This window comes from Nocardioides zhouii, from assembly GCF_004137345.1.
In the GTDB taxonomy this organism is placed as follows: Bacteria; Actinomycetota; Actinomycetes; order Propionibacteriales; family Nocardioidaceae; genus Nocardioides; species Nocardioides zhouii.
Genome location: NZ_SDWV01000004.1, coordinates 170148 through 194651, shown reverse-complemented (window position 1 = coordinate 194651; position 24504 = coordinate 170148). Strand labels below are relative to the sequence as shown.

The window sequence follows — 24504 nt, the reverse complement described above, 5'->3', positions numbered from 1 at the left end:
GGTCGAACCATGGTCTGGGTCGTTCTCGTGGTCGCCCTCGCTGGTCTCCTGCTGCTCAGCGAGCGCCGTCGACGGCGAGACTGGGAGGACCTCACCCGACCGGGGATGGGCGCGCGAGGCCCGCGCCCCGGGTCGGGGACCGGTCACCTCGGCGAGGCGCCGGTGACCGTCCACCACCGCCTCGGCGGACGCGGCAGGAACGACTAGATCTCGTCGTCGACGTACGCCGGACGCGCGACGCGGAGCCCGGCAAGGGTGAGCGGCACCGAGGTGAGGGCGAGCAGCACGAGGACCAGCGACCATCCGTCGGTCGCCTCGTGGACGAGCCCGACCGCGAAGGGCCCGACCGCAGCGAGGGCGTACCCGATGGGCTGCACGAAGCCGGAGAGCTGGGCCGTCACGGACGGGTGGCGCGTGCGAGCGGTGATGAGCGAGATGGCGGTCGGGAAGGCCAGGCCGGAGAAGCCCAGCGCCAGCGCCCAGAGCCAGGGAAGGGTGGCCGGCGCGAGCAGCAGGCCGTCGTACCCGAGGGCGAGGGCCACCCCGAAGGAGACCATCAGGGGGCGCAGCCCGCGGCCACGCGCGATCACGGTCGGCATCGCCAGCGCGCCGATGATCCCGACGGCCGACAGCAGGCCCTGCATCGCTCCCGCGGCGGACGCCGAGAGACCGGCGTCGCGGTAGATCGTGGGCACCCAGCCGAACTGGACGTACGCGTGCATCGACTGCACCCCGAACAGCACCGTGAGCGCGACGGCGGTGGGCGAGTGGGCGATCCGGCCCGAGGGGGCGGCGTCCCCGCTGACGTCGTGCTCCGACGGCGCCCGGCGCTCGCGCAGCGCCAGCCACGCCCACAGCGGCAGGGCCACCGCGACAAGCAGTCCCCACGTGCCGAGGCCCGCGCGCCAGGAGTCGAAGGCGCCGCTGAGGGGTGCGGTGGCCAGGGACGCGATCGTCGCGCCGACGACGAGGCCGGTGCCGTAGACGGTCATCAGCGCGACGGTATGTCCGTGCGCCTTCACCCAGGCCGGCACGAGGACGTTGCCGACGGCCAGGCCGGACAGCGCGACGACGCTGAGGACGAGGAAGGCCGGCTCGCTGTCGATCGTCGCCCGCAGGATCAGGCCGAGTGCGGCGGCGGCGAGGCCGAGCGCGATGCCCGCGGTCATCCCGACCTTGCGGGCGAAGCCCACGGCGAGCGCGCCGACCGCCCCGAAGCACAGGCCGGGCAGACCGGTCATCGCACCCGCGACTCCGGCGCTCATCCCGAGTCCCTGGCGGACCTCCTCGAGGACCGCGCCCGGCGACGAGGCGCCCGGGCGCAGGTTGATCGAGACGAGGACGACGGCGGCGACGAGGACGGCGAAGGGGAGGACGGCACCGCGGGGGCGGTCAGCGGCGTCGGACACGAGCACCGACTCTAGGCAGCACCAGCAGTGCGCCCAGGACGAGGGTGGCCACGACGACGAACGGCGTGGCGGTGCCCTGCCCGCTCGCCTGGCGCAGCAGCATCCCGACGACCAGCGCGCCCGCCCACACGACGAGCCCCGCACCGATGGTCGCCGGCGGCCGACGGGTCGACACCAGCACCGCCCACGCGACGAGCGTGCCCACCAGGAACGGCCAGGCGGTCGTCCACCAGCCGCCGACCGTCAGGCTGCCGTAGTGGCTGAGTCGCCCGACCACCGCGAAGACACCGACGAGCAGGAGGTCGATCGCGAGCCACTTCCCCAGCACCATGGGGCAAGACACTAGGCGCGGCTACGCTCGCGGCATGAAGTCGACGGTCCACTGGGGCGTGGCCCACGGACTGCCCACGCTGTTCCTGCAGCGGGCCGCCGCGCGCGGCGACCTGCAGGCGCGGCTGATCCGCGTCGGTTCGCTCGGCTCCGACGACGAGGTCTTCGGGCTGATCGAGGAGATCCGGTCGAAGGGTCCGCTCTACCGCTCGAGCATCGGCCACGTCGCCACCAGCCACAGCTCCGTACGCCACCTCCTCACGAGCGACGACTTCCGCTCGGGCCCGCCCACCGACGAGGGCCTGCTCGGCCGGATAGGCCGGTGGGCCGCGCCCGACGCCCTCCACCCGGTCAAGCCGCCGTCGCTCCTGGTGACCGAGCCGCCCGACCACACGCGCTACCGCAAGCTCGTCACCCGGGTCTTCACGATGCGCGCCGTCGAGCGGCTGCGCGAGCGTACGGAGGAGATCGCCGCCGGACTGCTCGATGACCTCGAGCCCCGCGCCACGAGCAGCGTCGACCTCGTCGAGGCCTACTGCGCGCAGCTCCCGGTGACCGTCATCGCGGAGATCCTCGGGGTGCCGGACGCCGAACGGTTCAAGGTCCTCGACTTCGGCTCGGCGGCAGCGCCGAGCCTCGACCTCGGACTGGGGCTGCGCCGCTACCGCTCGACGTCGGCGGCGCTCGCGCGCTTCGACGCCTGGCTCGGCGACCACCTCGAGCACCTGCGCCGCGAGCCGGGCGACAACCTGCTGAGCCAGCTGGTCGCGGTGCGCGAGGACGGAGCGGGGCTGAGCGAGTCCGAGCTCAAGGCGACCGCGGGCCTCGTCCTCGCGGCCGGCTTCGAGACGACGGTCAACCTCCTCGGCAACGGCATCGCGCTGCTCCACGACCATCCCGATGAGCGGGCGCGCGTCGTCGCCGACCCGACGCTCTGGACCAACGTCGTCGAGGAGGCGCTGCGCCTCGACCCGCCGGTGCTGCTGACCGGGCGGATGGCGCTGCGCGACACCGAGGTCGCCGGCCAGAGGGTCCGCGCCGGGTCGATGGTGACCGCGATCCTCGGTGGCGCCAACCGCGACCCGGAGGTCTTCGACGACCCGCTCCGCTTCGACGTGGGTCGCGCCAACGCCCGCGACCACATCGCGTTCTCGGCCGGCCGGCACCACTGCCTCGGCGCCCAGCTGGCGCGGATGGAGGGCGAGGTCGGGCTGCGCGCGATCTGGGACCGGTTCCCCGACCTGCGCCTCGACCCCGGTGCGCGGCGCCGCGAGACCCGCATCCTGCGCGGCTTCGAGACGCTTCCGGCCACGTTGCGGCCCTGACTCGGGGTACGGTCCGCCGGTGCCGAACCGGGGAGCAGTCCGCCTGCTCGTGCTGCTGCTGACCGCATCCGTCCTGGCGGTCGCGGCTCCGGCGCTCGCGGACGAGCAGGTCCCGCGGCCGGTGCTCAACCTCGACTTCCCGGACCCGGCCGTCGTCGCGACGCCGAACGGCCTGGTCGCCTACTCGACCGGCGACCGGGTGCCGCACGCCTGGTCGCGCAGCGCCGACGGACCGTGGCGTCGCGGTCCCGGGCTGCTCACTCACCGGCCGACCTGGTCGCGCGACGGCGGGATCTGGGCCGTCGACGTCGCCCGCGTCGAGGGCCAGTGGCTCCTCTACTACGCCACGCCCGTGCGCGGGATCGGCGAGACCGGCCGGTGCGTCGGGGTCGCGCGCTCCGACTCCGCCCGCGGACCGTTCCGCCCGGTCGGTCGGGCGCCGCTGGTGTGCCCGACCTACGCCCGTACGCCGACCGCGCAGGACCCGCTGCTGCCCCGCGACCCGACCCTCCCGCGAGCCGGCGTGATCGACCCGTCCTTCTTCCGCGACGCCGACGGGACGGCGTACCTCCTCTACAAGACCGACCGCATCCCCTCGACCGTACGGATCGTGGCGCTTGCGCCGAGCGGTCAGCGCGTGGCGCCCGGGGCGACCAGCCTCGAGCTCGTGCGGTCACAGGGGGTGCTCGAGAACCCCGTCGTCACCCAGCGGCCCGAGGGCTACGTGATGCTCACGTCCGAGGGCGACTGGACCCGCTGCGGCTATGCCACCCGCTGGCTGCGCTCGGTGACGCTGCTCGACTGGGCGGCGGCCGAGTCCGGGATGCTGCTCGACGTCGACACGACGGGCGTGTGCGGGCCCGGTGGTGCCGACCTCGTCGAGGGGAGCGGCGGCCGGACGCTGGTCTTCCTGCACGGCTGGACGTGCCGGAGCACCGACCTCCCCTGCACCGGCACGGGCAAGTGGGACCACAAGCCGCGACAGCGCGGGATCCGGGCGATGTACGCCGCCGAGCTGGGCTGGGTCGGCGGTGTGCCCGAGGTCACCGACTGGCTCCGGGCTCCCTGACGCTTGGCCGTCCTAGGCTCTGGGGATGGCTTCAGAGTGGGACACGCACACGTCCCTGACCGCGACCGGCGACGGCCTCTTCGGCGCCGAGCTCGATCCCGGCTGGGTCGTCGGCGGCGGCGTCAACGGCGGCTACCTGCTCGGCCTGATCGGCAAGGCGATCGCCGAGACCGTGCCGGCCAAGCCGCACCCGCTCGCGGTCAGCGCCTACTACCTCTCCGCCTCCACGCCCGGTCCCGCGCAGGTCTCGACCCGGGTGCTGCGCGAGGGCGGCAGTGTCGCGACCGTTGCCGCCGAGCTCGGCCAGGAGGGTGCCACCCGGATCACCGCGCTGGCGACGTACGGCGACCTGCGGGCGATGCCCACCGACGTGGGCACGACCGCCACTGAGCCGACCATCCCGCCGATCGAGGAGTGCGTGCCCGGCACCATGGCGCCCGAGGAGGTCCGCCGGATCGCGCCGCTGATGGAGCGCTTCGACCTGCGCTTCGACCCCGCGTGCGTGGGCTGGGCGATGGGTGCACCGAGCGGCAACGGCCACATCCAGGCGTGGTTCCGGATGGCCGACGGCCACGAGGTCGACCCGGTCGGCCTGCTGATGGTCTGCGACGCGCTGCCGCCGGTCACCTTCGACCTCGGACGTCCCGGCTGGGCGCCGACCCTCGAGCTCACGGTCCACGTGCGCGCGGTCCCCGCGGCCGGCTGGCTGAAGGTGTCGCACCGCACCCGCAACGTCGCTGGCGGGATGTTCGAGGAGGACTGCGAGGTCTGGGACTCGGCCGGGCGGCTCGTCGCGCAGAGCCGGCAGCTCGCCATGCAGCCCCGCGGCTGACCTGCGCATTGCCCTTGAGTCGCCCAGAGACTCAACGTGCATCTCGGGCGTGTCGCGTCGCTCGACGGGCCTTGAGTCTCCGAGAGACACCAGGCCCAGTGCGGGCGGGGGTCAGTCGAAGGAGGACCGGTCCATCGCCACGATCCAGCGCCGGCGCGGGTGCTCGGTGACCGACCAGATCCGGTCGGTCGAGGGCCAGTAGCTGAGGTCCTCCGGTCCCATCGGCAGCGCCCAGCGGTGGACCCGCATCGACCCGGGTTCGCCGGCGCAGACAGTGCCGGGCATCCATGGGCCGTGCGACACGGTGACGTGGAAGCGACCGCCCGCGATGACGGCGCCCTGCATCTGCCGCACCCCGCCGTCGTCGAGCGCCAGCGGTCGGGAGAAGCCGTCGTCACCGACGGCGAGCTGCCAGGTCTCCGGGTCGAGGGGGTAGCGCGCCAGCCGCGTCGTGGCCTTCGGGCCGGCGGCGTACTCCCCGGCGATCAGCGCGGGCGGGTCCGAGCGCCGGTCGAGCGACGTGAAGGAGTAGCGGAGCTTCTCGTGTCCCTCGTCGGTGAACGCCTGGTAGGTGAACCGCACCGGCAGGACGTAGCGGTGGCCGAAGGCGTGGAGCCGGGTGCCGTCGAGGCCGAGCTCGTCCGGCTGGTCGTCATCGCCGGCCACCCGCATGATGTCGTCGACGCGGGCCGTCACGAAGCCGCGGCTGGTGGCCGCGATGTGGAGGTAGGGCCCGGCCCACACGATGCCGCCGGCGTGGATGCTCATCGGCTTGAGGACCAGGTGGCCGGCCTTGTCGAAGACCGGGGAGACCAGCAGGACGTGGCGGTACGTCCCCGAGTCGAGGTCGACGAACGTCACCCGCGACCCGCGCTTGATCCCGTCCTTGCCGGTCGAGTACCACGTGGTCACGACGACCTTGCGACCGCTGATGTCCTCGGTGTCGGAGGAGTCGGCGCTCGTCGAGATGCCCTGGGGGTACCACTGGTCGTCGCGCTCGTCGTACGCGTCCCAGCGGTAGGCCTCGCGCACCGCCCGCCCGAGCAGGCGCGGCACGACCCGCGCCCGGCGTACGGCGTACTTGAGGTCGCCCAGCACCCCGTCCAGCCCCGTCGGCTCGCCCAGCACCGCGGCCAGCGCCTCGATCTCGCGCACGTTCTCGTCGGTGCGCTGCAGGTGCACCCCCTGCACGTACGGGGACTCCGAGGCGGTCGACACCCCCCGACCCTAGCCATCCGCGAGCCTCCACACCCCACCCCGATAGTCCGCTGCAGATGACCGGTCCCCGGGCCCGGAACACCGGCCGAATGCAGCGGACTATCCCCGGGCGTCCACAGGGGAACGTCACAGTCCGCGCTCGGCGGCCCACTCGGCCCACCACGCAGGGTGGCGCAGGGTCCACGTACGGCGCGACGGTGGCTCGAAGCGCGAGCGCTCGCGCGCGGCCACCATGCGCTTGGCGACCAGTTCGCGGTCCTGCATGTCACCGCCCACGACCTCGAAGCACTCCAGTCGGTGGTCGCGCAGCTTCTGCTCCCGTGCCACGTCACGTCGGTGGCGCTCGCCCTCCTTGTGGTCGGCGCCCTGGTACTCCCCGACGCACCCGGCCTCCACGTCGAGCAGGTCGACGATGGCGATCAGTCGTTCGTCGCGATCGAAGAGCGGGACGTTGCACAGCGGTCGCGGCAGGTCTGCGTCCCACATCCAGACGAGCACCATCCGGACCTCCTGCGGCGAGCGGCAGCCCAGCCCGGCCGCGCCTGCGGCGGCACGGGCGAGGCCCACGCCGGTCCACGCGTTGCGCCCGTCGACGTACGAACGGAAGTCCGAGACTGTCAGCAGCCCGGCGGCGATCGCCATCTCGACGTCGACGATGCCCTGGCGTCGTTCGCCGTGCCGGATCACCTCGTCGAACACGGACCGGTCGGCGGTGGCGACCCAGATCCCGTCGACGAGCTCGCGCTCGGTGGGCGCCAGCTGGGTCTTGGTGATGACCACCCGCCGGTCGGGACGCAGCTCGTGGGGTCCGGTGACCAGGGGGATCGGGAGCATCTCGCCGCCCGACGCCGTCCCGTCGAAGAAGCTCGCGCCTCGCCACCGCAGCCCGGCCCACGCGGTCACTGCGCCGTACGAGCGGATCCGGCTGCCCTGCTCGAGGATGCGCTGGTCGACGTGGTCCGGTGCGCTGGCCGGGACGTACATCCCCGACGACGTCTGCCGCCACTGGCGTCCGGCCGCCTGGTGCGTGGTCGGGCCCGACGCGCCCGTCCGATCCAGGCGTACCGGGGCGACCAGGTCGCCGGGGCGTTCCGTCCTGGGGTCCCACTGATGTCGCTCCACGGGACGACCCCATGACGGCGGTACGACAATCGGGCGGGGCGTGACGGCGTACCTGTGGACAAGCCCCCAGCGGCCTTCCCTGTGGACCTCCAGCGGCCTGGTCGCGAGGTTGGTCAGCGCAGCCGTCGACACCCCTTCGGGATAGTCCGCTGCAGATGACTGGTCCCCGGGCCGATTTCACCGGCCATTCGCAGCGGACTATCGGGGTGGGTCGGGACGGGCCTTGGGGAGGAGGGGCGGAGGCGGCAGGGGATGGCGGGTGGAGAATGACTTCCGTGAGGGCGATCTTCTTCGAGGAGGACGACGCGCAGGCGGTCGTCGCGCGGCTGCGTACGGACGGCTTCGAGGCGCGGGCCGAGCGGGAGCGGCTGGCCGGGGAGGACGACGACGAGGGCCACCCGTGGGCGGTGGTCACCGACGCTCCGGGCTTCATGCTCGAGGTCCTCGTCGACACCCACGACGGCTGGCTCGACGAGGACGAGGTGGCCGGCGCGGAACAGATCGCCCCGCTCCCGCCGTTGCACCTGCCGATGGCGCCGAAGCGGATCAAGCGCCCAGACCTAGGCTGAGAGCCATGACCGACCATCGCCTGCTGCTCGTCCACGCCCACCCCGACGACGAGTGCATCAACAACGGCGCCACGATGGCGCGCTACGTCGACGAGGGCATCGGCGTCACCCTGGTGACCTGCACCGCCGGCGAGATGGGCGAGGTCCTCGTCCCCGACCTGTCCCACCTCGCGTACGACGACAAGGGCGGGCTCGGCGACCACCGACGTGGCGAGCTCGACGACGCGATGGCTGTCCTCGGCGTCACCGACCACCGCTTCCTCGGCGGCTTCGGCCGCTTCCACGACTCCGGCATGGCCTGGCACGAGGACGGCCACGCCATCGCGGCCGAGACGCTCCCCGACAACGCGTTCTGGACCACCGACATCATCGAGGCCGCCGACGAGCTGGTCGCGATCATCCGCGAGGTGCGCCCGCAGGTCCTGGTGACGTACGACCAGTTCGGCGGCTACGGCCACCCCGACCACATCCAGGCCCACCGCGTCGCGATGTACGCCTCCCAGCTCGCGGCCGCGCCGTCCTACCGCCTCGACCTCGGGGAGCCGCACGACGTCGCGAAGATCTACTGGACCGCGATGAGCGAGTCGCGGATGCGCGAGAGCCTGCGCAAGCTGCGCGAGTCGGGCGACACCGAGACCTTCAAGGGCATGGAGCCGGACGACAAGCTGCCGCCGTTCGTCACGCCCGACGAGCTGATCAGCGCGAAGGTCGACGGGTCGACGACCGTGCAGCGCAAGATGGATGCGCTGGCCAAGCACGCGACCCAGGTCGACACCTCGGGTCACTTCTTCTCGGGTGCCGAGAGCGGCCACTCGTGGTGGTCCGACGAGTACTACCGCCTCGTCAAGGGCACCGCCGGCCCCGTCGACGCCGACGGGTTCGAGGCGGACCTCTTCGCCGGACTGTGAGGGTCGTCGCCGCCGCGGTGGGAGCGGCCGTCGTCGGCGCGGTCTCGGCCGTGGCCGGCACCCTGCTGCACCAGCAGTGGTGGGGCCTCGCACTCGGCCTGGTCGCCGGCCTGGTGACGCTTGCCTGGCTGCCGCCCGGCGTCGTACGCCTCGCCTTCGCAGTCGGGTGGTGCCTGACCGTGCTGCGCGGGGCGCTCGAGCGTCCGGCGGGGGGCTTCCTCATCGGGTCCGACTCGGCTGGGTGGTCGTTCGTGGTGGGCTCGTTCGTCCTGCTGGTGGCCGCGCTCGCGACCGTACGGAGCGGGGCGGCGGCGCGCCGGGGATCAGGGACTTCTGCCGCCGCCCACCTAAACTCGCCGCGTGGCGAAGAACCCCCAGAGCACTGACCGGCAGCCCCGGGACAAGGCCGGCGCGTCCGTCGTCGGCTGGCTCCTGCTGGGCCTCGTGCTGCTCTTCGGTGGGTTGTACGTCGCCGCGCACTACGTCGCGGGCGACAAGGTCGCACGCAACACCACCGTGTCCGGCGTGCGCATCGGCGGCCACCCGCAGGCCGAGGCCGCGCAGCGGCTCGAGGCGGGGCTCGCCGACACGGTCAACCGGGAGATCGCCGCCACCATCGAGGGCAAGCCGGTCTCGATCGTTCCTCTCGAGGCAGGCCTCAGCGTCGACTACGAGACGTCGGTCGCCGAGGCGGGAGGCAAGGAGAGCTGGGACCCGGTCCGGCTCTGGAACTACTTCACCGGCGGTGACTCCTTCGAGGCCGAGGTGGCCGTCGACGACGCGACCTTCCAGTCCTACCTGGCCGGGCTCGACGAGCAGCACGGAGCGACTGCCCGCGATGGCGCCGTGTCCTTCGACGGCATCCGGATCGTCACGAAGAAGGCCCGCGCCGGCGCCGCGCTCGACCCCGACGACACCCTCGCGTCGTTGCGTACGGCCTTCCTGGCCGACGAACCCACCGACGTGGCGCTCGAGCTGTCGGACGTCGCCCCCGACATCGACGCGGGCGACGTCGAGGAGGCGCTCGACGGGTTCGCCTCCCCGGCCGTGTCGGCGCCCGTGACGCTCGCCTTCGAGGGCTCGAACGTCAAGGTCTTCCCGGCCGACTACACGTCAGCACTCAGCCTGGTGCCCACCGACGGCGAGCTGGTGCCGACACTGGACGCAGCCAAGCTGACCGAGGTGGTGGGCTCGCGCGTCACCAGTGGCGCGCCGGTCGACGCCAGCATCGCGCTCGTCAACGGAACTCCACAGGTCGTGCCCGCCAAGCCGGGCGTCACCTTCGATGCGGCCGAGCTCGAGGCCGGCTTCCTCGACGCGGTGGCCAAGCCCCAGGGCGAGCGCACGCTGGCCCTGACCGCCAAGGTCGCGAAGCCCGCCTTCACCACGAAGGACGCGCGTGCCCTGCAGGTGAAGGAGCAGGTCTCGACCTTCACGACCTACTTCCCCTACGCGGAGTACCGCAACGTCAACCTCGGCCGGGCCGCCGAGCTGATCAACGGCACGCTGCTCAAGCCGGGGGAGACCTTCTCGCTCAACGGCACGGTGGGCGAGCGCACCGAGGCCAACGGCTTCACGAAGGGCTACATCATCAACGACGGCATCCTCGTCCAGGACCTCGGTGGAGGTGTCTCGCAGATCGCGACGACGACCTTCAACGCGATGTTCTTCGCCGGGCTGGAGGACGTCGAGCACAAGCCGCACTCGTTCTACATCGACCGCTACCCGATCGGACGCGAGGCCACGGTCGCCTGGGGGTCCGTGGACCTCCAATTCCGCAACGACACCCCGTACGGCATCCTGATCGAGGCCAAGGTCACGCCCTCGACGGTCTCCACCTCGGGCGTGGCCACGGTGACGATGTACTCGACGAAGTACTGGGACATCACCACCACCGAGGGCGAGCGCTACAACCTCACCCAGGAGAAGACGCGGCGCATCGACACGCTGAAGTGCCACCCCAACGAGGGTTTCGGCGGCTTCGACATCGATGTCGTCCGGTACTTCTCCCCGGTCGGCGCGAACACCGAGACCCGTGCCGACGAGGTCTTCAACACCACGTACACGCCCAGCGACACGGTGATCTGCACCAACCCCGACGCCGTCGACGAGTGACCCGTCCAGGTCGAGTGCGCTCGCGGCACTAGTCGCCGCGGACCTGCGCACTCGACCCGCGGTCACGGCGCCAGCCGGTGCAGGTCGCGCGGGAACAGCGTGACCTCGCGGACGTTGGCCGCCTCCACGAGCCGCGCGACCCACCGCTCGAGCCCGATCGCGAACCCGCCGTGCGGCGGCATCCCGTGGCGGAACGCCTGGAGATAGGAGTCGTACGCCGCCGGGTCCTCGCCGCGCGCACGGATGGCCGCGTCGTAGTCCGGGGCACGGTGCAGCCGCTGGCCGCCGGTCACCAGCTCGAGCCCGCGGAACAGCAGGTCGAACGAGTTCGACCAGCGAGCGTCGCCGGGCTGCGGGTGCGTGTAGAACGGCCGCTTCGCCATCGGGTAGCCCTCGACCGCGAGGAAGTCGCTGCCGTGCTCGGCGAGCGCCCACTCGCCGAGGGCGCGCTCGTGCTCGGGAGCGAGGTCCGGCTCGTCCGCCGGCGCTCCGACCAGGGCGAGCGCGTCGGCGAAGTGGATCACCGGGATCTGCTCGGGCACGACCGGGAGCCGGGCGCCCGTACGCTCCACCGCCTCAGGTCGCGAGGCGACCGCGGCCACCATCCCGGCGAGCACGTCGCGGAGCACCGCCAGCACGTCGCGATGGTCCTCGATGAAGCCGAGCTCCACGTCGAGCGAGCGGTACTCCGCGAGGTGCCGCACCGTGTCGTGCGGCTCGGCCCGGAAGACCGGCCCCACCTCGTACACGCGCTCGAACACCCCGACCAGCTGCTGCTTGTGGAACTGCGGGCTCTGGGCAAGGTAGGCCGGACGACCGAAGTAGTCGACGGTGAAGACGTTGGCGCCCGACTCCGTCGCCGTCTCGACGAGCTTGGGCGTGGCAACCTCGGTGAAGCCCATCTCGTCGAGCGTCGACCGGAAGCCCCGCAGCGATGCTGCTGCGAGCTGCCACCGGGCGCGCTGCGCGGGGTGACGCCACAGCACCGGGGCGTGGTCGAGGAGGGTCGGCAGCGACACGTCGAGCCGGGGGCGCCACAGCTCGGCCGGCGGTGTGGCCGCGGGCTCGGTGAGCAGCTCGACGACGGCGTCGGTCAGCTCGACCCCGCCGGGTGCCTGGGCGTTGGCCGTCGCCGTCCCCGAGACGCGCACGGTGGTCTCCTCCGGCGGTACGTCGGCACCGGCGGGGAGCACCACCTGGGCGAGGCCGCTGCGGTCGCGCAGCACGAGGAAGGTGATGCGCGCGAGCTCGCGGCGGCGGTGCACCCAGCCCTCGAGGGTGACCTCGGCACCGGGCGTCGATGCGGACAGGTCGTGGCAGAGCGTTCTCATGAATACCTCCAGGGGTCAAGGGCCCTGGAGGTGTGGGCGGGGGCAAGGTCGCGGTGCCACCACACCTTTGCCGGTGAGCACCGGCCTCTCGTCGGTGTCGCCGGACGCGCGGACCGCCGCTGCGCTGCCGGGGTGCAGGGGAGGTGTCAGGTCCCGCGGTGGTCGCGACCATCGTGCTCGACGCCGGGCTGCGCCGGCAACGGAATATCGCGTCCTACGCTCGCCCCATGCTCCTGCACCTGCGGCTCACCGTCCCGAGCGAGCTCGGCGATGCCGTCGTCGACCTGCTCCGGCACGACGACCGGTCCGCCAACCTCACCGTCAGCAGGGGCGCCTCGCTGTCCCCGGTCGGCGACCTCGTCGAGTGCGACGTCGCCCGCGAGCTCGCCGGCGAGATCATCGCGCGGCTCAAGGGCCTCGGCCTCCACGAGTCCGGCGGCATCGTGGTGACCACGCCGACGAGCACGCCGTTCGCCGCCGCCCGACGGCTGGAGCGGGTCGCACCGGGTGACCCCGACGATGCCGTCGTCTGGGACACCGTCATCGAGCAGTGCTACGCCGCCAGCCGGGCGACCGTGTCCTACTACCTGTTCTTCGTGCTGGCGACGCTCCTCGCGGCGACCGCCGTGATCACCGACTCGGCCGTCCTGGTGGTCGGCGCGATGGTGGTCGGGCCGGAGTTCGGCACCGTCGCCGCGATCGCCACCGGACTCGTCTTCGGCCGCCTCGGGCTGAGCCGGAGGGCGCTGCAGCTGCTGGCGTCCGGCGTCGTCGTGTCCATCGTCGTGGTGGCGCTGCTCAGCCTGATCGGTGACCTCACCGGCCTGGTCACCGCGGACATGGTGACCCGGCCGAGGCCGCAGACCGGATTCATCTGGCACCCCGACCGCTGGTCGTTCATCGTGGCCCTCATCGCCGGCGCGGCCGGCGTGCTGGCGATGACGACCGCCCGTGCCAACGCGATGGTCGGCGTCTTCATCTCGGTCACGACCATTCCCGCCGTGGGCAACCTGGCCCTCGCGCTCGGCGTCTGGGCACCCTCCGAGATCCGCGGCTCGATCGCCCAGCTGGGCGTCAACGTCGCCGGGATGGTGGTGGCGGGCGTCGTGGTGCTGGTGCTGCAGCGGCTGCTGTGGGTGCGCACCCTGAGGACGGCGCAGCGCCTGTTCGGCCGCGGAGGTCAGCTGCCGACGAGGTAGCAGTTGGTGTGGTGCGTGACGAAGCCGTGCCGCTCGTAGAGCTCGACCGCACCGGTGTTGACGGTCTCGACGTGCAGCATCGCGGTCGTGGCGCCGAGCGAGGCGCCCCAGTCGAGGAGCTCGGCGAGCACCGCTGTGGCGAGGCCTCGACGCCGGTGGTCGGGCTCGACGAGCAGGCCCTCGACCAGCAGCATGTCGCCGGAGATCACGCCGCGCCCGGTGGCCGCGCCGCCGTCCAGCCGTACGGTCGCGGCGGTCGCCGAGTCCTCGACCTCGGCGGGCACGTCCGGGGCGGAGCGGCGTACGGACCGGAGAGCCTGCGCGACCGGCGCCAGCTGCGCGTACGCGTCGCCGTCGCCCAGCGACGTGAAGCCCAGAGGGGCGAGGGTCCGCTCGACGGTGGACCCGCGCTGCACCTGGATGTACGCCGCCTGCTCGCGCGCGGCGTAGAACTCCCGCACCCGCCACACGGCGTCGACCCAGCCGATGCCCGGCTCGTCCATCGCGAGCGCGGAGTTGCCACGACGGCGCAGCCGGCCGCCGTGCGGGGGAGAGGCGCGCAGCAGCCAGTCGCCCAGCGGCTCCGTCTCGATCTCGGTCCACAGGGCGGCGATGTGCTCCTCGACCGACCGGGCCGACACCTGCGCCCGCACCGAGGCGCGCGGCGGCACCGGCTTGCCGGTCACCACGTCGGCCAGCGCGATCCGCACCGGCCCGTGCCCGTCCCGCTCGATCGTGAGCGAGTCCTCGCCCCACGCCGTACACACCCCGAGGACGTCGGTCGCGCGTCCGTCGGGCAGCAGGTGGCGGACGACGACGCGCTGGCCCACGACGTGCGGTCCGAGGGTGTGCCTGCCCACCTTTGTCTCGAGGGGCTGGGGTTCCGGCGTGTCGACCACGCCCCGGATACTAGAGTGAAGCGTCTCGTTCCCCATCCGTGCTCAGGAGGACCAGGTGACCTACGTCATCGCCCAGCCGTGCGTCGACCTCAAGGACCGCGCGTGCGTCGATGAGTGCCCCGTGGACTGCATCTACGAGGGCAAGCGGATGCTCTACATCCACCCCGACGAGTGCGTCGACTGTGGTGCGTGCGAGCCCGTCTGCCCGGTCGAGGCGATCTTCTACGAGGACGACACCCCGGAGGAGTGGAAGGGCTACTACGACGCCAACGTCCACTTCTTCGACGACCTCGGCTCGCCCGGCGGTGCCGCGAAGATGGGCGTCATCGACGCCGACCACGCGCTCGTCGCCGCGCTGCCCCCGCAGGAGCACGCCGAGTGATGGCGGCCCGGGAGGATCGGCCGGTCTCCGGCCGGCTCCCGGACTTCCCCTGGGACAAGCTCACGGCGTACGCCGCGACGGCGCGCGCCCATCCCGACGGGGTCTGCGACTTCTCGGTCGGCACGCCTGTCGACCCCACGCCCGCCGTTGTCCAGGACGCCCTCCGGGCGGCCGCGGATGCGCCCGGCTACCCGACCACGATCGGCCTCGAGGCGACCCGCCAGGCCGCGATCGACTGGCTGGCGCGCCGCCACGGCGTCACGGGGCTCGGCCTCGACGGGGCGCTGCCGGTCATCGGCTCCAAGGAGCTGATCGGCTCGATGGCGGTCCACCTCGGGATCGGCGCGGGCGACCTCATCGGCTACCCGGCACTCGCCTACCCGACGTACGAGGTCGGCGCGGCGCTCGCGGGTGCCGAGAGCCTGGCGACCGATTCGCTCACCGCGTTCGGGCCGCGCACCCCGCGGCTGCTCTGGCTCAACAGCCCGGCCAACCCGAGCGGGCGCGTGCTGCCGATCGACCACCTGCGCAAGGTCGTCGAGTGGTGTCGTGAGCGCGGCACGATCCTCGTCTCTGACGAGTGCTACATCGAGTGCGCCTGGGAGGGCGAGGCCCCGCTCTCGATCCTCGACCCGCGGGTCAGCGGCGGGTCGCACGACGGGATCCTGGCCGTCCACTCGCTCTCCAAGCGCTCCAACCTCGCGGGCTACCGCTGCGCCTTCGTCGCCGGCGATCCGGCCCTGGTCGGCGAGCTGCTCGCCGTCCGCAAGAATCTCGGCCTCCAGATGCCCGGACCCCAGCAGCACGCGATGATCGCCGCGCTCGACGACGACACCCACGTCGACGAGCAGCACGCGACGTACGCCGCCCGCCGCGCCGTGCTGCGGACCGCGCTCGAGTCGGCCGGCTTCCGGATCGACCACTCCGAGGCCTCCCTCTACCTCTGGGCGACCAGGGGCGAAGGCTGCTGGACGACCGTCGCCGACCTGGCCGAGCGGGGCATCCTCGTCGCACCCGGCGACTTCTACGGCCCGTCGGGGGCTCAGCACGTCCGCGTGGCGTTCACCGCGACGGACGAGCGGGTCGCCGCCGCCGCCGCGCGTCTCTCGGCCTGAGCGACCCCACGACTCCCTGGCGTCACAGGGGTCGGCGGAGTTGTGCGCTGCTGGGCCGTCGCAACGGCCGACACGCGCGGGAGTCCCCGCTTCAGCGGTGACTCCGACACGCCCGGACCGACCCGCAGGGGTTGACAACCTCCTGTGACTGCCGTCACGGTGTAACCGGTTTCTGTAACCGGTTACATAGCAGGGAGGAGCGACATGACAGCGACGATCCGCGACGTGGCCAGACGGGCCGGCGTCTCCATCGCCACCGTCTCGCGCGCCATGCGCGACCCGTCGATCGTTAGCGCACAGACCCTCCATCGGGTGCAGGAAGCCGCCAGCGATCTCGACTACACGCCGTCCCAGCTGGGCCGCCAGCTCGCCGAGCGGCGCCACGCCGCCAACGGCATCGTCTTCCCCGATCTCTCGGGCCCGTACTACGCCGAGGTCGTCCTGGGCTACGAGGCCGTTGCGTCCGAGCTCGGTCGGGCCGTCCTGATCCTCGCCACCCACGGGCGCCCCGCCGCTGCCGAGATGGTGACCCGGCTCGCCGGTCGCTGCGACGGGCTCGTCGTGCTCGGGCCGACGGTCTCCGACACGGTGCTGCTCGGCCTCGCCGCGCGCGGCGTACCGCTCGTCACCGCGGCCCGCCCGCCTGTCGCCGGCGTCGACTCCGTGTCCGCGGAGAACGCGGGCACCGCCCGCGCCCTGGCCACCCACCTCGCCGACCAAGGTGCCCGGACGGTCCTGTTCCTCGGCGATCCCGCCCTCTCGTCCGACGTCCAGGAGCGCCTCGCCGGACTCGAGGCCGGCGCCGACGCGGCCGGGATCGGCGTACGCGTCCTGCCCGTCTCGAGCATGGACGAGGAGGGCGGTGCACGCGCGGCGGAAGGCCTCGCCAGCGGCGACCTCCCCGACGCCATCGCGTGCGCCAACGACGAGCTGGCCCTGGGCCTGATGACCGCGCTGCGCACGCGAGGCGTCGTCGTCCCGCGCGACCTCCTCGTCACCGGCTGGGACGACATCATGGCCGCCCGCTACGCCGAGCTGACGACCGTCCGCCAGCCCCTCCACGACCTGGGTGCCACGGCGGCGCGCTTCCTCGACGACTTCATCGCAGGTCGCCGCTCCGAGCCGCGCCACGAGGTGCTCCCCACTGAGCTCATCGTCCGATCCAGCAGTTCCCCCGCGAAAGGTGACAATCAATGACCACATTCACACGCACGGCGCGAGCCGGCGCAGTCCTCGGCCTCGCGTCCCTGGCCCTGGTGGCCTGCGGCCGCGACTCCGGCGGCAACGCACCCACCGAGCAGGGCGAGGCCATCGACGACGGCAAGGCCACCGGCACCATCGAGGTGTGGGCCATGGGCACCGAGGGCGACATGCTCGGTGACTTCGCCGCGGCCTTCAGCGAGGAGAACCCCGACGCGAAGGTCGAGGTGACCGCCGTGCCGTGGGAGAGCGCCCACGAGAAGATCGCCAACGCGATCGCGTCCGGCGAGACCCCTGACGTGACGCTCGTCGGCACCACGTGGATGGGCGAGTTCGCCCAGTCCGGTGGGCTCGAGCCGCTCCCGGAGGACCTTGTCGACCCCGCCGACTTCTACGAGGGCGCCTGGGGCAGCACCGAGGTGGGCGGCACCTCCTTCGGCGTGCCGTGGTACGTCGAGACCCGCGTCCTCTACTACCGCAAGGACCTGGCCGCGAAGGCCGGCTGGGACGCAGCGCCGAAGACCTGGGACGAGCTGAAGCAGTTCTCGGTCGACCTCCAGGACAAGGGCGGCGCGGAGTACGGCATCCAGCTGCCTGCCGGTGGCACCGGGTCGTGGCAGACGATGCTGCCGTTCGCGTGGTCCGCGGGCGTCGACATCACCAACGAGGACGGCACCGAGTACACGCTCGACACCCCCGAGATGGTCGAGGCGCTGGAGTTCTACAAGGGCTTCTTCGACGACGGCATCTCGCCGACCCGCATGCTCGACGCGGGTGAGCTCGAGAGCGGCTTCGCCGACGGCACGTACGGCTCGTTCATCTCCGGCCCCTGGCACACCGGGCTGGTGGAGGAGCAGGGCGTCGACCAGGACGAGTACGCCGTCGCGCCGCTGCCCGGCCGCGACGGAGGCCCGGGTACGTCGTTCGTGGGCGGTGGCGACCTCGCGGTCTTCGCCGACTCCGACAACAAGGAGAGCGCCTGGAAGTTCGTCCAGTGGCTCGCCGACCCCGCGACCCAGCAGGGCTTCTACGACGAGGTGGGCGACCTGCCCGCGGTCCCCGCAGCCTGGGAGACCGGCGAGCTCGCCGAGGACCCGCAGCTCCAGATCTTCGGCGAGCAGCTGAAGACCACCGTCGCCCCGCCGGCCGTGCCGACCTGGGAAGAGGTCGCCACCGTCGTCGACAGCGAGGTCGAGAAGACCACGAAGGGCGACACGTCCGTCGAGGACGCGGTCGCGGAGATGCAGCGCCAGGCCGCGCAGATCGGCACCGGTCTGTGACATGAGCGCCCCGACCAGCTCCCCTCCGGCGCCCGCCACCCGGGCGCCGGAGGGCGGGACCCGCAGCAGGCACGTCGACCCGACGCGTCGCCAGCAGGCCGTCGCCGCCTGGATGCTCGCGCTGCCGTTCGTGCTGCTGTTCGTCGTGTTCAGCCTCGGCCCGGTGCTCGCGAGCCTCGGGATGAGCTTCACCGACATGAAGCGCACCGACATCCGCAACCCGTTCGCGGTGGAGTTCGTCGGCATCGACAACTACGTCAAGCTCGTGCAGGACCCGTTGTTCCGCAAGGTCACGCTCAACACCCTGCTCTACCTCCTGCTCGGCGTACCCCTCACGATGGCCGTCGCCCTCGTCGTCGCCCTGGGCATCAACCGGGTCGAGCGCCTGAAGGGCTTGCTGCGGGTGGGCTACTACCTGCCGGTCGTGACGAGCATCGTTGCGGTCTCGGTGGTCTGGAAGTTCCTCTACCGCGACAACGGTGGGCTCTTCAACACCGTTCTCGGCTGGGTCGGGATCGACGGCCCGGGCTGGCTCGACAGCACCACGCTCTCGCTGCCCGCGCTCGTGCTGATGGCCGTGTGGCGCAACTTCGGCACCCTGATGGTGATCTTCCTCGCCGGGCTGGCGACCATCCCGCAGGAGGTCGCCGAGGCCGCGGAGGTCGACGGCGCGACCGGCTGGTCGCGGTTCCGCTACATCACCCTGCCGATGCTCCGGCCGACCCTGCTCTTCGGTGCCGTGATCACCGGCATCGGCTACCTCCAGTTCTTCGAGGAGGCGTTCGTGATGACCAAGGGCGGTCCGCTCGACTCCACCCGGTCGGCCACCTATTTCACGTTCGACCAGTTCGGCTTCGGCAACTACGGCTACGCGGCCGCGGCCAGCTACCTGCTGTTCCTCGCCGTCGTGCTGCTCACCTGGGTCCAGTTCCGCTGGCTCGGCGAACGAGAGGCGAAGCGATGACCGTCATCGAGACCGAGGCCCCGCAGCGGGCCGCGACGAAGAAGGCCCCCGCCTCCCGCGAGGGCGGCGCCTGGCGGCGTACGCCTGCCTGGTTGTACGCCGTCCTGCTCGGCGGCCTGTTCCTGGTCGTCGTGCCGTTCGCCTGGATGCTCGTCTCCAGCCTCAAGCCCGAGGCGGAGGTACGGGCCGTGCCACCGACCTGGTGGCCGGAGACGGTGACCTTGGAGAACTACGACCGGCTGTTCACCGGCCTCGACTTCCCGACGTACTTCATGAACTCCGCGATCGTCGCGCTGGCCGTCACCGCCGGCAACATGGTCTTCTGCTCGATGCTGGGCTACGCGCTGGCGAAGCTCGACTTCCCGGGCAAGAAGGCGCTGTTCGCCATCGTGCTCGGCACGCTGATGATCCCCGGCGTGGTGACGTTCGTGCCGCTCTTCGTGCTCACCACGAAGATCGGCCTGTCCAACACGCTGATCGGGATGATCCTGCCGTTCCTGGCCGGACCGTTCGGTGTGTTCCTCATGCGGCAGTTCATCCAGTCGCTGCCAGACGAGCTGATCCAGGCGGCGCGCATCGACGGCGCCGGTGAGCTGCGGATCTTCTTCTCCGTGATCCTGCCCCTCTGCGGCCCGGCGCTCGCGACGCTCGGGATCCTGACGTTCCTCACCTCGTGGAACAACTTCCTCTGGCCGCTGGTCGTCGCGCAGACCGAGGACAAGTACACGCTCCCGGTGGCGCTCGCGCTCTACGCCGTGGGCCAGAACGCCACCCAGTACGGGCTCCTGCTCGCCGGCTCCGTCGTCGTCGTGCTCCCCGTGCTCGCCGTCTTCCTGCTCCTGCAGCGCCACATCATGCAGGGCATCGCGATGACCGGCATCAAGTGATGAATCCCCACCACACGCCCCTTCCGGGTAGGAGGCACCATGAGAATCCGATCCACGCTCGCCCTCGTGGCGACGACCGTCGTTGCTGCCAGTGCGCTCGCGCTACCAACCGTGCCGTCGGCCACCGCTGACGACCCGGGGGAGGCACGCACCGCCCTCCTCGAGACGTACCTCGCCGACACGTGGCGCTCGATGGACGCCATGACCGACCCCGCCACCGGGCTGCCGGCTGACAACATCGGCGGCGACCTCACGGCCGGCTCGCGCAGCGGCTACACGTCGCCGACCAACATCGGCGCCTACCTCTGGAGCACCGTCGTCGCCCGCGACGCCGGGCTCATCTCCGGCCGGGCCGCGCGCGAGCGCATCTCGACCACCCTGCAGACCGTCGCCGGCCTCGAGATCCACGAGCCGTCCGGGATGTTCTACAACTGGTACGACCCGGCGACCGGCACCAAGCTGACGACCTGGCCGGAGGGCAACCACGACCCGGTCCATCCGTTCCTGTCGAGCGTCGACAACGCCTGGCTGGCCACCGGCCTGCTCGTGGCCGCCCGCGCGATCCCGCGCGTGGCCGACCGCGCCGACGCCATCCGCGAGAAGATGGACTTCGGCTACTACTACAACGGTGCCGAGGGCGTCCGGAAGGACCCCGCCAACGCGCAGGAGACCGTCGGCGGCCAGCTCCGCGGCGGCTTCTGGGTCGACCCGCCGCCGGGATGCTCGGTCGCCGGCAACTACCGCGGCGACGCACCGGTCTACTTCACGTGCCACCACTACGGCACCTTCAACACCGAGCCCCGCATGGCGTCGTACCTCGGCATCGCCTCCGGCCAGATCCCGGCGCGCCACTACTTCGGCACCGTACGCACGTTCCCGCCGAGCTGCGACTGGTCGTGGACCGAGACCACGCCGACCGGCGAGTGGCGTGAGTACGAGGGCATCAACGTCTACGAGGGTGCCCTGCCCTACCGCGGCATGGACATCGTGCCGACGTGGGGAGGCAGCATGTTCGAGGCACTGATGGTGCCGCTCTTCGTGCCCGAGGAGCAGTGGGGTCCCCGCTCGTGGGGCGTCAACCACCCGCTCTACGTGCAGGGCCAGATCGAGCACGGGCTCGACCAGGCGCAGTACGGCTACTGGGGCTTCTCCCCGTCCAACAACCCGGCCGGTGGCTACCGCGAGTACGGCGTCGACCAGCTCGGCAGCGACGGTCCCGGCTACACCTCCGACCAGGAGCGGACCTCGTGGGAGCAGCCGTACGACGGCTGCCGCACCGGCACCGCTGAGCCGACGACGTACGGCAACGGCGTCGTGACGCCCCACGCGTCGTTCCTCGCCATGCGCTACGCGCCCGACCAGGCCCTGGCCAACCTCGACAAGCTGCGGAGCAACTTCGACGCGTACGGCCCCGGCGGGTTCTACGACGCCGTCGCCGTCGGCAGCGGCGAAGTCTCCCGCGAGTACCTCTCGCTCGACCAGGGAATGATCGTGGCCGCACTGGGCAACGCCCTGAACGGCGACTCGCTCCGCGACTACGTCAGCCGCGGCGCGCTGCGCAAGAAGGTCCGCCCGCTCATGGCCGAGGAGGTCTTCTCCTCGCAGGGACGCTGACCCACGCCCGCCTTCGCGTGCACGTCGGCGTCAGTCGAAGACGTCGACGTGCACGTGGTCGCGGTGCTCGAGGATCGCCCGGTCGCCGCTGGACGACGACGGCACCCGGTAGTCGGTCCACCCGTCGCCCGAGCGCGAGCCGGCGTGCCAGATCCGGTCGTCGAAGATCAGTGTCTTGATGTCGAGGCGGTCGGCGTTGGCGACGAGGTAGGTCGCCATCGCCCAGCCGCGCTGCTGGTTCTCGTCGTTGATCGGCCGGAAGAAGACGTCGATCGCGCGACCCTCGTAGTGCGCTGAGCCGTCCATGTGGCCGCTCGACACCCCGCGCGGCTCGAAGCCGCCGAGCGACAGGCTGCCGAAGCGCGCCTCGAGGTCGGTGCGGACGACGGCCGCGCGCGCGACCAGGCCGGCCTCGTCGAGATCGTCGGAGTCCTCGTCTGCGTCGCCCGGGACGTCGCACCACAGTGCCCGGGCCGAGTTGCCGGTGAGGGCCGAGGCCAGGGCTCGGCCGTCGTCCTCGTGGTCGGCGTACGCATCGGGGTACGCCGAGCGCTGCACTGCCTGGGCGGCCTCGGTGATCTCCATCTCGCGATAGCCGTCGATCTTGACGAGCGCGTCGTAGAAGGCGTTGGTGGCGTAGACGGGGTCCATCAGCTCGGGGACGGTGCCCCAGCCCTGCGAGGTGCGCTGCTGGAAGAGGCCGACGGAGTCGCGGTCGCCGTAGTCGATGTTGTAGAGCTTCGACTCCTGGAAGGCGGTCGCGAGAGCGATGCTCGCGGCCCGCGCCGGCAGGCCGCGTTCGATCGAGACGGCCGTGATGAGCGCGGCGTTCTCGGCCTGCTCGAGGTCGATCTCGACGGTGTGGCCGTCGACCTCGGCGGTGCAGCCGCTGGTGTCGAGGAGGCGGGGCACGCCGCCGCGGTCGACCAGCACGAAGGTCGTGGCGACGGCGCCGAGGGCCACCACCGCTCCGATGGCGACCGTCCGCAGGGACGGCATGTCCGGGCCCTAGTTCGCGTGCAGGGCGGCGTTGAGGGCGATGCCGGCGCCGTCCGACCCGCCCTTCCACGGCACGGCCTCGACGGCGCCGCTGACCGAGTTGCGGCGGAACAGGATGTTGTCGACGCCCGAGAGCGACGCGGCCTTCGCGACCTGCGGCTTGCCGTCGAGGTCGGTGACGGTGACCTTCGTGCCCGCGGTGACGTAGCAGCCGGCCTCGACGACGCACTCGTCACCGAGCGAGATCCCGATGCCGGCGTTGGCGCCGATCAGGCACCGCTCGCCCACCGAGATGACCTGCTTGCCGCCGCCGGACAGCGTGCCCATGATCGACGAGCCGCCGCCGACGTCGGAGCCGGCGCCGACCACCACGCCGGCGGAGATCCGGCCTTCGACCATCGACTCGCCCAGCGTGCCGGCATTGAAGTTGACGAAGCCCTCGTGCATGACGGTGGTGCCCTCGGCCAGGTGCGCGCCGAGGCGTACGCGGTCGGCGTCGGCGATGCGTACGCCGGTGGGCACGACGTAGTCGGTCATCCGCGGGAACTTGTCGACGCCGAACACCTGGACGACGTGGCCGGGGACGACGGTGCGCAGCCTGGCTCGCACCTGCTCGAAGCCCTCGACCGCGCAGGGTCCGGCGGAGGTCCACACGACGTTGGTCAGCAGGCCGAAGACGCCGTCCATGTTGAGGCCGTGCGGGCGCACCAGCCGGTGCGAGAGCAGGTGCAGCCGCAGCCACACCTCCTCGGTGCTGGTCGGCGCCGCGTCCAGGTCGGCGATCTCGACGAGCCGCACCTCGCGCGTGGTGCCGCGCATGTCGTCGGCACCGCCGTCGAGGTAGGCGAGCTCCTCGGAAGCCTCGCCCTCCGTCGCGCCGAGCACGGGGGAGGGGAACCACGCGTCGAGGACGGTGTCACCGTGGAGGGTCAGCAGGCCGTAGCCGGAGGCAGCAGTCACGTCCCCAGCCTACGGAGGTGGACCATTCCGCCCACATGCGCGCCCGCCCGGTGCGACACTGCGCCCATGAGCCGCCACCTGTCGATCGTGGGCAGCATCGTGCTCGCCGCTGCCCTCGCCGTCGTGGCCGTCGTGCCGGGCATCGCGAGCGGCCAGGTCACCGACGGAGTGGTGCTGACGATCAGCGCGCCCCGCTCGGACAAGCTGGTGAAGGGCGTCTGGACCCGCCTGCCGGTGACCGTCACCAACACGTCGACGATCCCGGCCGTGGACGTCACGGTCGTGGGGAGTGGCGACGGAGTGCGCTTCCGCCGCCTCGACATCGGCCCACTGGGCGCCCAGGACAGCGTCGTCGGCCACGTCTGGGCCAAGCTGCGCAGCGCGACGGCGACCCTCAAGCTCGACGCGACCGAGCTCGGCACGTCGTTGGCGCGTACGTCGGTGAAGCTCGCGTCCCGACCGGCGCCGGCACCTCCGCGGTCGACCGGCTGGGCCGGCGACGGAGTGAAGTTCCTGCAGCTCTCGGGGGTGATCCAGGTCTTCCGGGTCGCCACGCGCACCACCTGCGGCTCCGCCGATCTCACGTTCCCGACGATCCCCGTCCCGCGCAACAACGAGGTCTACGGCACCGCGACCGGACCGGACGGCTCGACCTCGGTCCTGGAGCTGGAGTTCGTCACCCCGACCCGCGGCGTCGGCACCTTCACGTGGTCCGGCCCCGGCGGGTGCCGTGCCACGCACCGGTTCGTGGTCACCGCCACCATCTAGGTCCGGATA

General features: G+C 72.0%; 25 protein-coding genes. 17 read left to right on the top strand and 8 right to left on the bottom strand.

Features of this window, described 5'->3' with window-relative positions; translation table 11 throughout:
• Positions 1–9: 9 nt before the first annotated feature.
• The gene (locus EUA94_RS05640; RefSeq protein ID WP_129425551.1) at positions 10–207 is read left to right on the top strand and encodes a hypothetical protein; all 198 of its coding nucleotides are present in this window, start codon (positions 10–12) and stop codon (positions 205–207) included.
• Here the strand turns inward: EUA94_RS05640 and EUA94_RS05635 are convergent.
• Both EUA94_RS05635 and EUA94_RS22070 read right to left on the bottom strand, forming a co-directional pair.
• Positions 204–1409: an MFS transporter gene (locus tag EUA94_RS05635; RefSeq protein WP_165356815.1), complete on the bottom strand. Its 1206-nt coding sequence runs from the start codon at positions 1407–1409 to the stop codon at positions 204–206. The genes EUA94_RS05640 and EUA94_RS05635 overlap by 4 nt on opposite strands.
• Positions 1393–1740: a DUF3054 domain-containing protein gene (locus EUA94_RS22070; protein ID WP_165356814.1), complete on the bottom strand. Its 348-nt coding sequence runs from the start codon at positions 1738–1740 to the stop codon at positions 1393–1395. Before EUA94_RS22070 ends, EUA94_RS05635 begins: the two co-directional genes overlap by 17 nt.
• Positions 1741–1774: 34 nt before the next feature.
• On the opposite strand from EUA94_RS22070, the gene EUA94_RS05630 reads away from it, so the two are divergent.
• The 3 genes from EUA94_RS05630 to EUA94_RS05620 are packed head-to-tail and all read left to right on the top strand — an operon-like array spanning position 1775 to position 4965.
• Positions 1775–3064, top strand: coding sequence for a cytochrome P450 (locus tag EUA94_RS05630; protein ID WP_242494690.1), 1290 nt, complete (start codon positions 1775–1777; stop codon positions 3062–3064).
• 19 nt (positions 3065–3083) lie between these two features.
• Positions 3084–4133 carry a family 43 glycosylhydrolase gene (locus EUA94_RS05625; protein WP_165356813.1) on the top strand — a complete coding sequence of 350 codons (1050 nt, stop codon included), beginning with the start codon at positions 3084–3086 and terminating at the stop codon, positions 4131–4133.
• Between the two features lie 25 nt (positions 4134–4158).
• Positions 4159–4965, top strand: a complete 807-nt coding sequence (locus EUA94_RS05620) for a thioesterase family protein (protein WP_129425545.1) — start codon at positions 4159–4161, stop codon at positions 4963–4965.
• Between the two features lie 111 nt (positions 4966–5076).
• Here EUA94_RS05620 and EUA94_RS05615 read toward each other — a convergent pair whose 3' ends face one another.
• Positions 5077–6183, bottom strand: a complete 1107-nt coding sequence (locus EUA94_RS05615; protein ID WP_129425543.1) for a hypothetical protein — start codon at positions 6181–6183, stop codon at positions 5077–5079.
• Positions 6184–6309: 126 nt separating this feature from the next.
• On the bottom strand, positions 6310–7305 hold the full coding sequence (locus EUA94_RS05610) for a hypothetical protein (protein ID WP_129425541.1): 996 nt from the start codon (positions 7303–7305) through the stop codon (positions 6310–6312).
• Between the two features lie 275 nt (positions 7306–7580).
• Between EUA94_RS05610 and EUA94_RS05605 the strand changes: the two genes are divergently transcribed.
• Genes EUA94_RS05605 through EUA94_RS05590 form a run of 4 tightly spaced genes read left to right on the top strand, consistent with a single transcriptional unit; the run spans position 7581 to position 10897 of the window.
• A complete protein-coding gene (locus tag EUA94_RS05605) occupies positions 7581–7874 on the top strand; it encodes a hypothetical protein (protein ID WP_242494689.1) in 294 nt (97 codons plus the stop codon).
• Positions 7875–7879: 5 nt separating this feature from the next.
• Complete coding sequence (gene mshB / locus EUA94_RS05600) at positions 7880–8782, top strand: N-acetyl-1-D-myo-inositol-2-amino-2-deoxy-alpha-D-glucopyranoside deacetylase (RefSeq protein ID WP_207210411.1); 903 nt, start codon at positions 7880–7882, stop codon at positions 8780–8782.
• The gene (locus EUA94_RS05595) at positions 8779–9168 is read left to right on the top strand and encodes a hypothetical protein (RefSeq protein WP_129425537.1); all 390 of its coding nucleotides are present in this window, start codon (positions 8779–8781) and stop codon (positions 9166–9168) included. The genes mshB and EUA94_RS05595 overlap by 4 nt, the downstream gene beginning before the upstream one ends.
• Positions 9143–10897, top strand: a complete 1755-nt coding sequence (locus EUA94_RS05590; RefSeq protein WP_129425535.1) for a VanW family protein — start codon at positions 9143–9145, stop codon at positions 10895–10897. Before EUA94_RS05595 ends, EUA94_RS05590 begins: the two co-directional genes overlap by 26 nt.
• 62 nt (positions 10898–10959) lie before the next feature.
• Here EUA94_RS05590 and aspS read toward each other — a convergent pair whose 3' ends face one another.
• Positions 10960–12228 (bottom strand): aspartate--tRNA(Asn) ligase, encoded by a 1269-nt coding sequence (aspS, locus tag EUA94_RS05585; RefSeq protein ID WP_129425533.1) that lies wholly within the window; start codon positions 12226–12228, stop codon positions 10960–10962.
• Positions 12229–12455: 227 nt separating this feature from the next.
• Between aspS and EUA94_RS05580 the strand changes: the two genes are divergently transcribed.
• On the top strand, positions 12456–13427 hold the full coding sequence (locus EUA94_RS05580; RefSeq protein ID WP_129425531.1) for a DUF389 domain-containing protein: 972 nt from the start codon (positions 12456–12458) through the stop codon (positions 13425–13427).
• Here the strand turns inward: EUA94_RS05580 and EUA94_RS05575 are convergent.
• The gene (locus EUA94_RS05575; RefSeq protein WP_165356812.1) at positions 13409–14326 is read right to left on the bottom strand and encodes a GNAT family N-acetyltransferase; all 918 of its coding nucleotides are present in this window, start codon (positions 14324–14326) and stop codon (positions 13409–13411) included. The genes EUA94_RS05580 and EUA94_RS05575 overlap by 19 nt on opposite strands.
• Before the next feature lie 55 nt (positions 14327–14381).
• Here EUA94_RS05575 and fdxA point away from each other — a divergent pair, with 55 nt between their 5' ends.
• From fdxA to EUA94_RS05540, 7 genes are all read left to right on the top strand, one after another.
• Positions 14382–14708: a ferredoxin gene (gene fdxA, locus EUA94_RS05570; protein WP_129425527.1), complete on the top strand. Its 327-nt coding sequence runs from the start codon at positions 14382–14384 to the stop codon at positions 14706–14708.
• Entirely contained in the window at positions 14708–15823 is a 1116-nt protein-coding gene (gene dapC, locus EUA94_RS05565) for a succinyldiaminopimelate transaminase (protein ID WP_129425525.1), read from the top strand. The genes fdxA and dapC overlap by 1 nt, the downstream gene beginning before the upstream one ends.
• Positions 15824–16027: 204 nt before the next feature.
• Positions 16028–17020, top strand: a complete 993-nt coding sequence (locus EUA94_RS05560) for a LacI family DNA-binding transcriptional regulator (RefSeq protein ID WP_129425523.1) — start codon at positions 16028–16030, stop codon at positions 17018–17020.
• The gene (locus EUA94_RS05555) at positions 17017–18303 is read left to right on the top strand and encodes a sugar ABC transporter substrate-binding protein (protein WP_129425521.1); all 1287 of its coding nucleotides are present in this window, start codon (positions 17017–17019) and stop codon (positions 18301–18303) included. The genes EUA94_RS05560 and EUA94_RS05555 overlap by 4 nt, the downstream gene beginning before the upstream one ends.
• Before the next feature lies 1 nt (position 18304).
• Positions 18305–19267: a carbohydrate ABC transporter permease gene (locus EUA94_RS05550; protein ID WP_129425519.1), complete on the top strand. Its 963-nt coding sequence runs from the start codon at positions 18305–18307 to the stop codon at positions 19265–19267.
• The gene (locus tag EUA94_RS05545; protein ID WP_129425517.1) at positions 19264–20154 is read left to right on the top strand and encodes a carbohydrate ABC transporter permease; all 891 of its coding nucleotides are present in this window, start codon (positions 19264–19266) and stop codon (positions 20152–20154) included. Before EUA94_RS05550 ends, EUA94_RS05545 begins: the two co-directional genes overlap by 4 nt.
• 39 nt (positions 20155–20193) lie before the next feature.
• Positions 20194–21768, top strand: a complete 1575-nt coding sequence (locus tag EUA94_RS05540; RefSeq protein WP_129425515.1) for a glucoamylase family protein — start codon at positions 20194–20196, stop codon at positions 21766–21768.
• Positions 21769–21798: 30 nt separating this feature from the next.
• Here the strand turns inward: EUA94_RS05540 and EUA94_RS23045 are convergent, their stop codons facing one another.
• Together EUA94_RS23045 and dapD are read right to left on the bottom strand one after the other, a co-directional pair.
• On the bottom strand, positions 21799–22767 hold the full coding sequence (locus tag EUA94_RS23045) for a VldE C-terminal domain-containing protein (protein WP_129425513.1): 969 nt from the start codon (positions 22765–22767) through the stop codon (positions 21799–21801).
• A gap of 9 nt (positions 22768–22776) precedes the next feature.
• Positions 22777–23727, bottom strand: coding sequence for a 2,3,4,5-tetrahydropyridine-2,6-dicarboxylate N-succinyltransferase (gene dapD, locus EUA94_RS05530; RefSeq protein ID WP_129425511.1), 951 nt, complete (start codon positions 23725–23727; stop codon positions 22777–22779).
• Positions 23728–23793: 66 nt separating this feature from the next.
• Between dapD and EUA94_RS05525 the strand changes: the two genes are divergently transcribed.
• The gene (locus tag EUA94_RS05525; protein WP_129425509.1) at positions 23794–24495 is read left to right on the top strand and encodes a hypothetical protein; all 702 of its coding nucleotides are present in this window, start codon (positions 23794–23796) and stop codon (positions 24493–24495) included.
• The last annotated feature ends 9 nt before the right edge of the window (positions 24496–24504 follow it).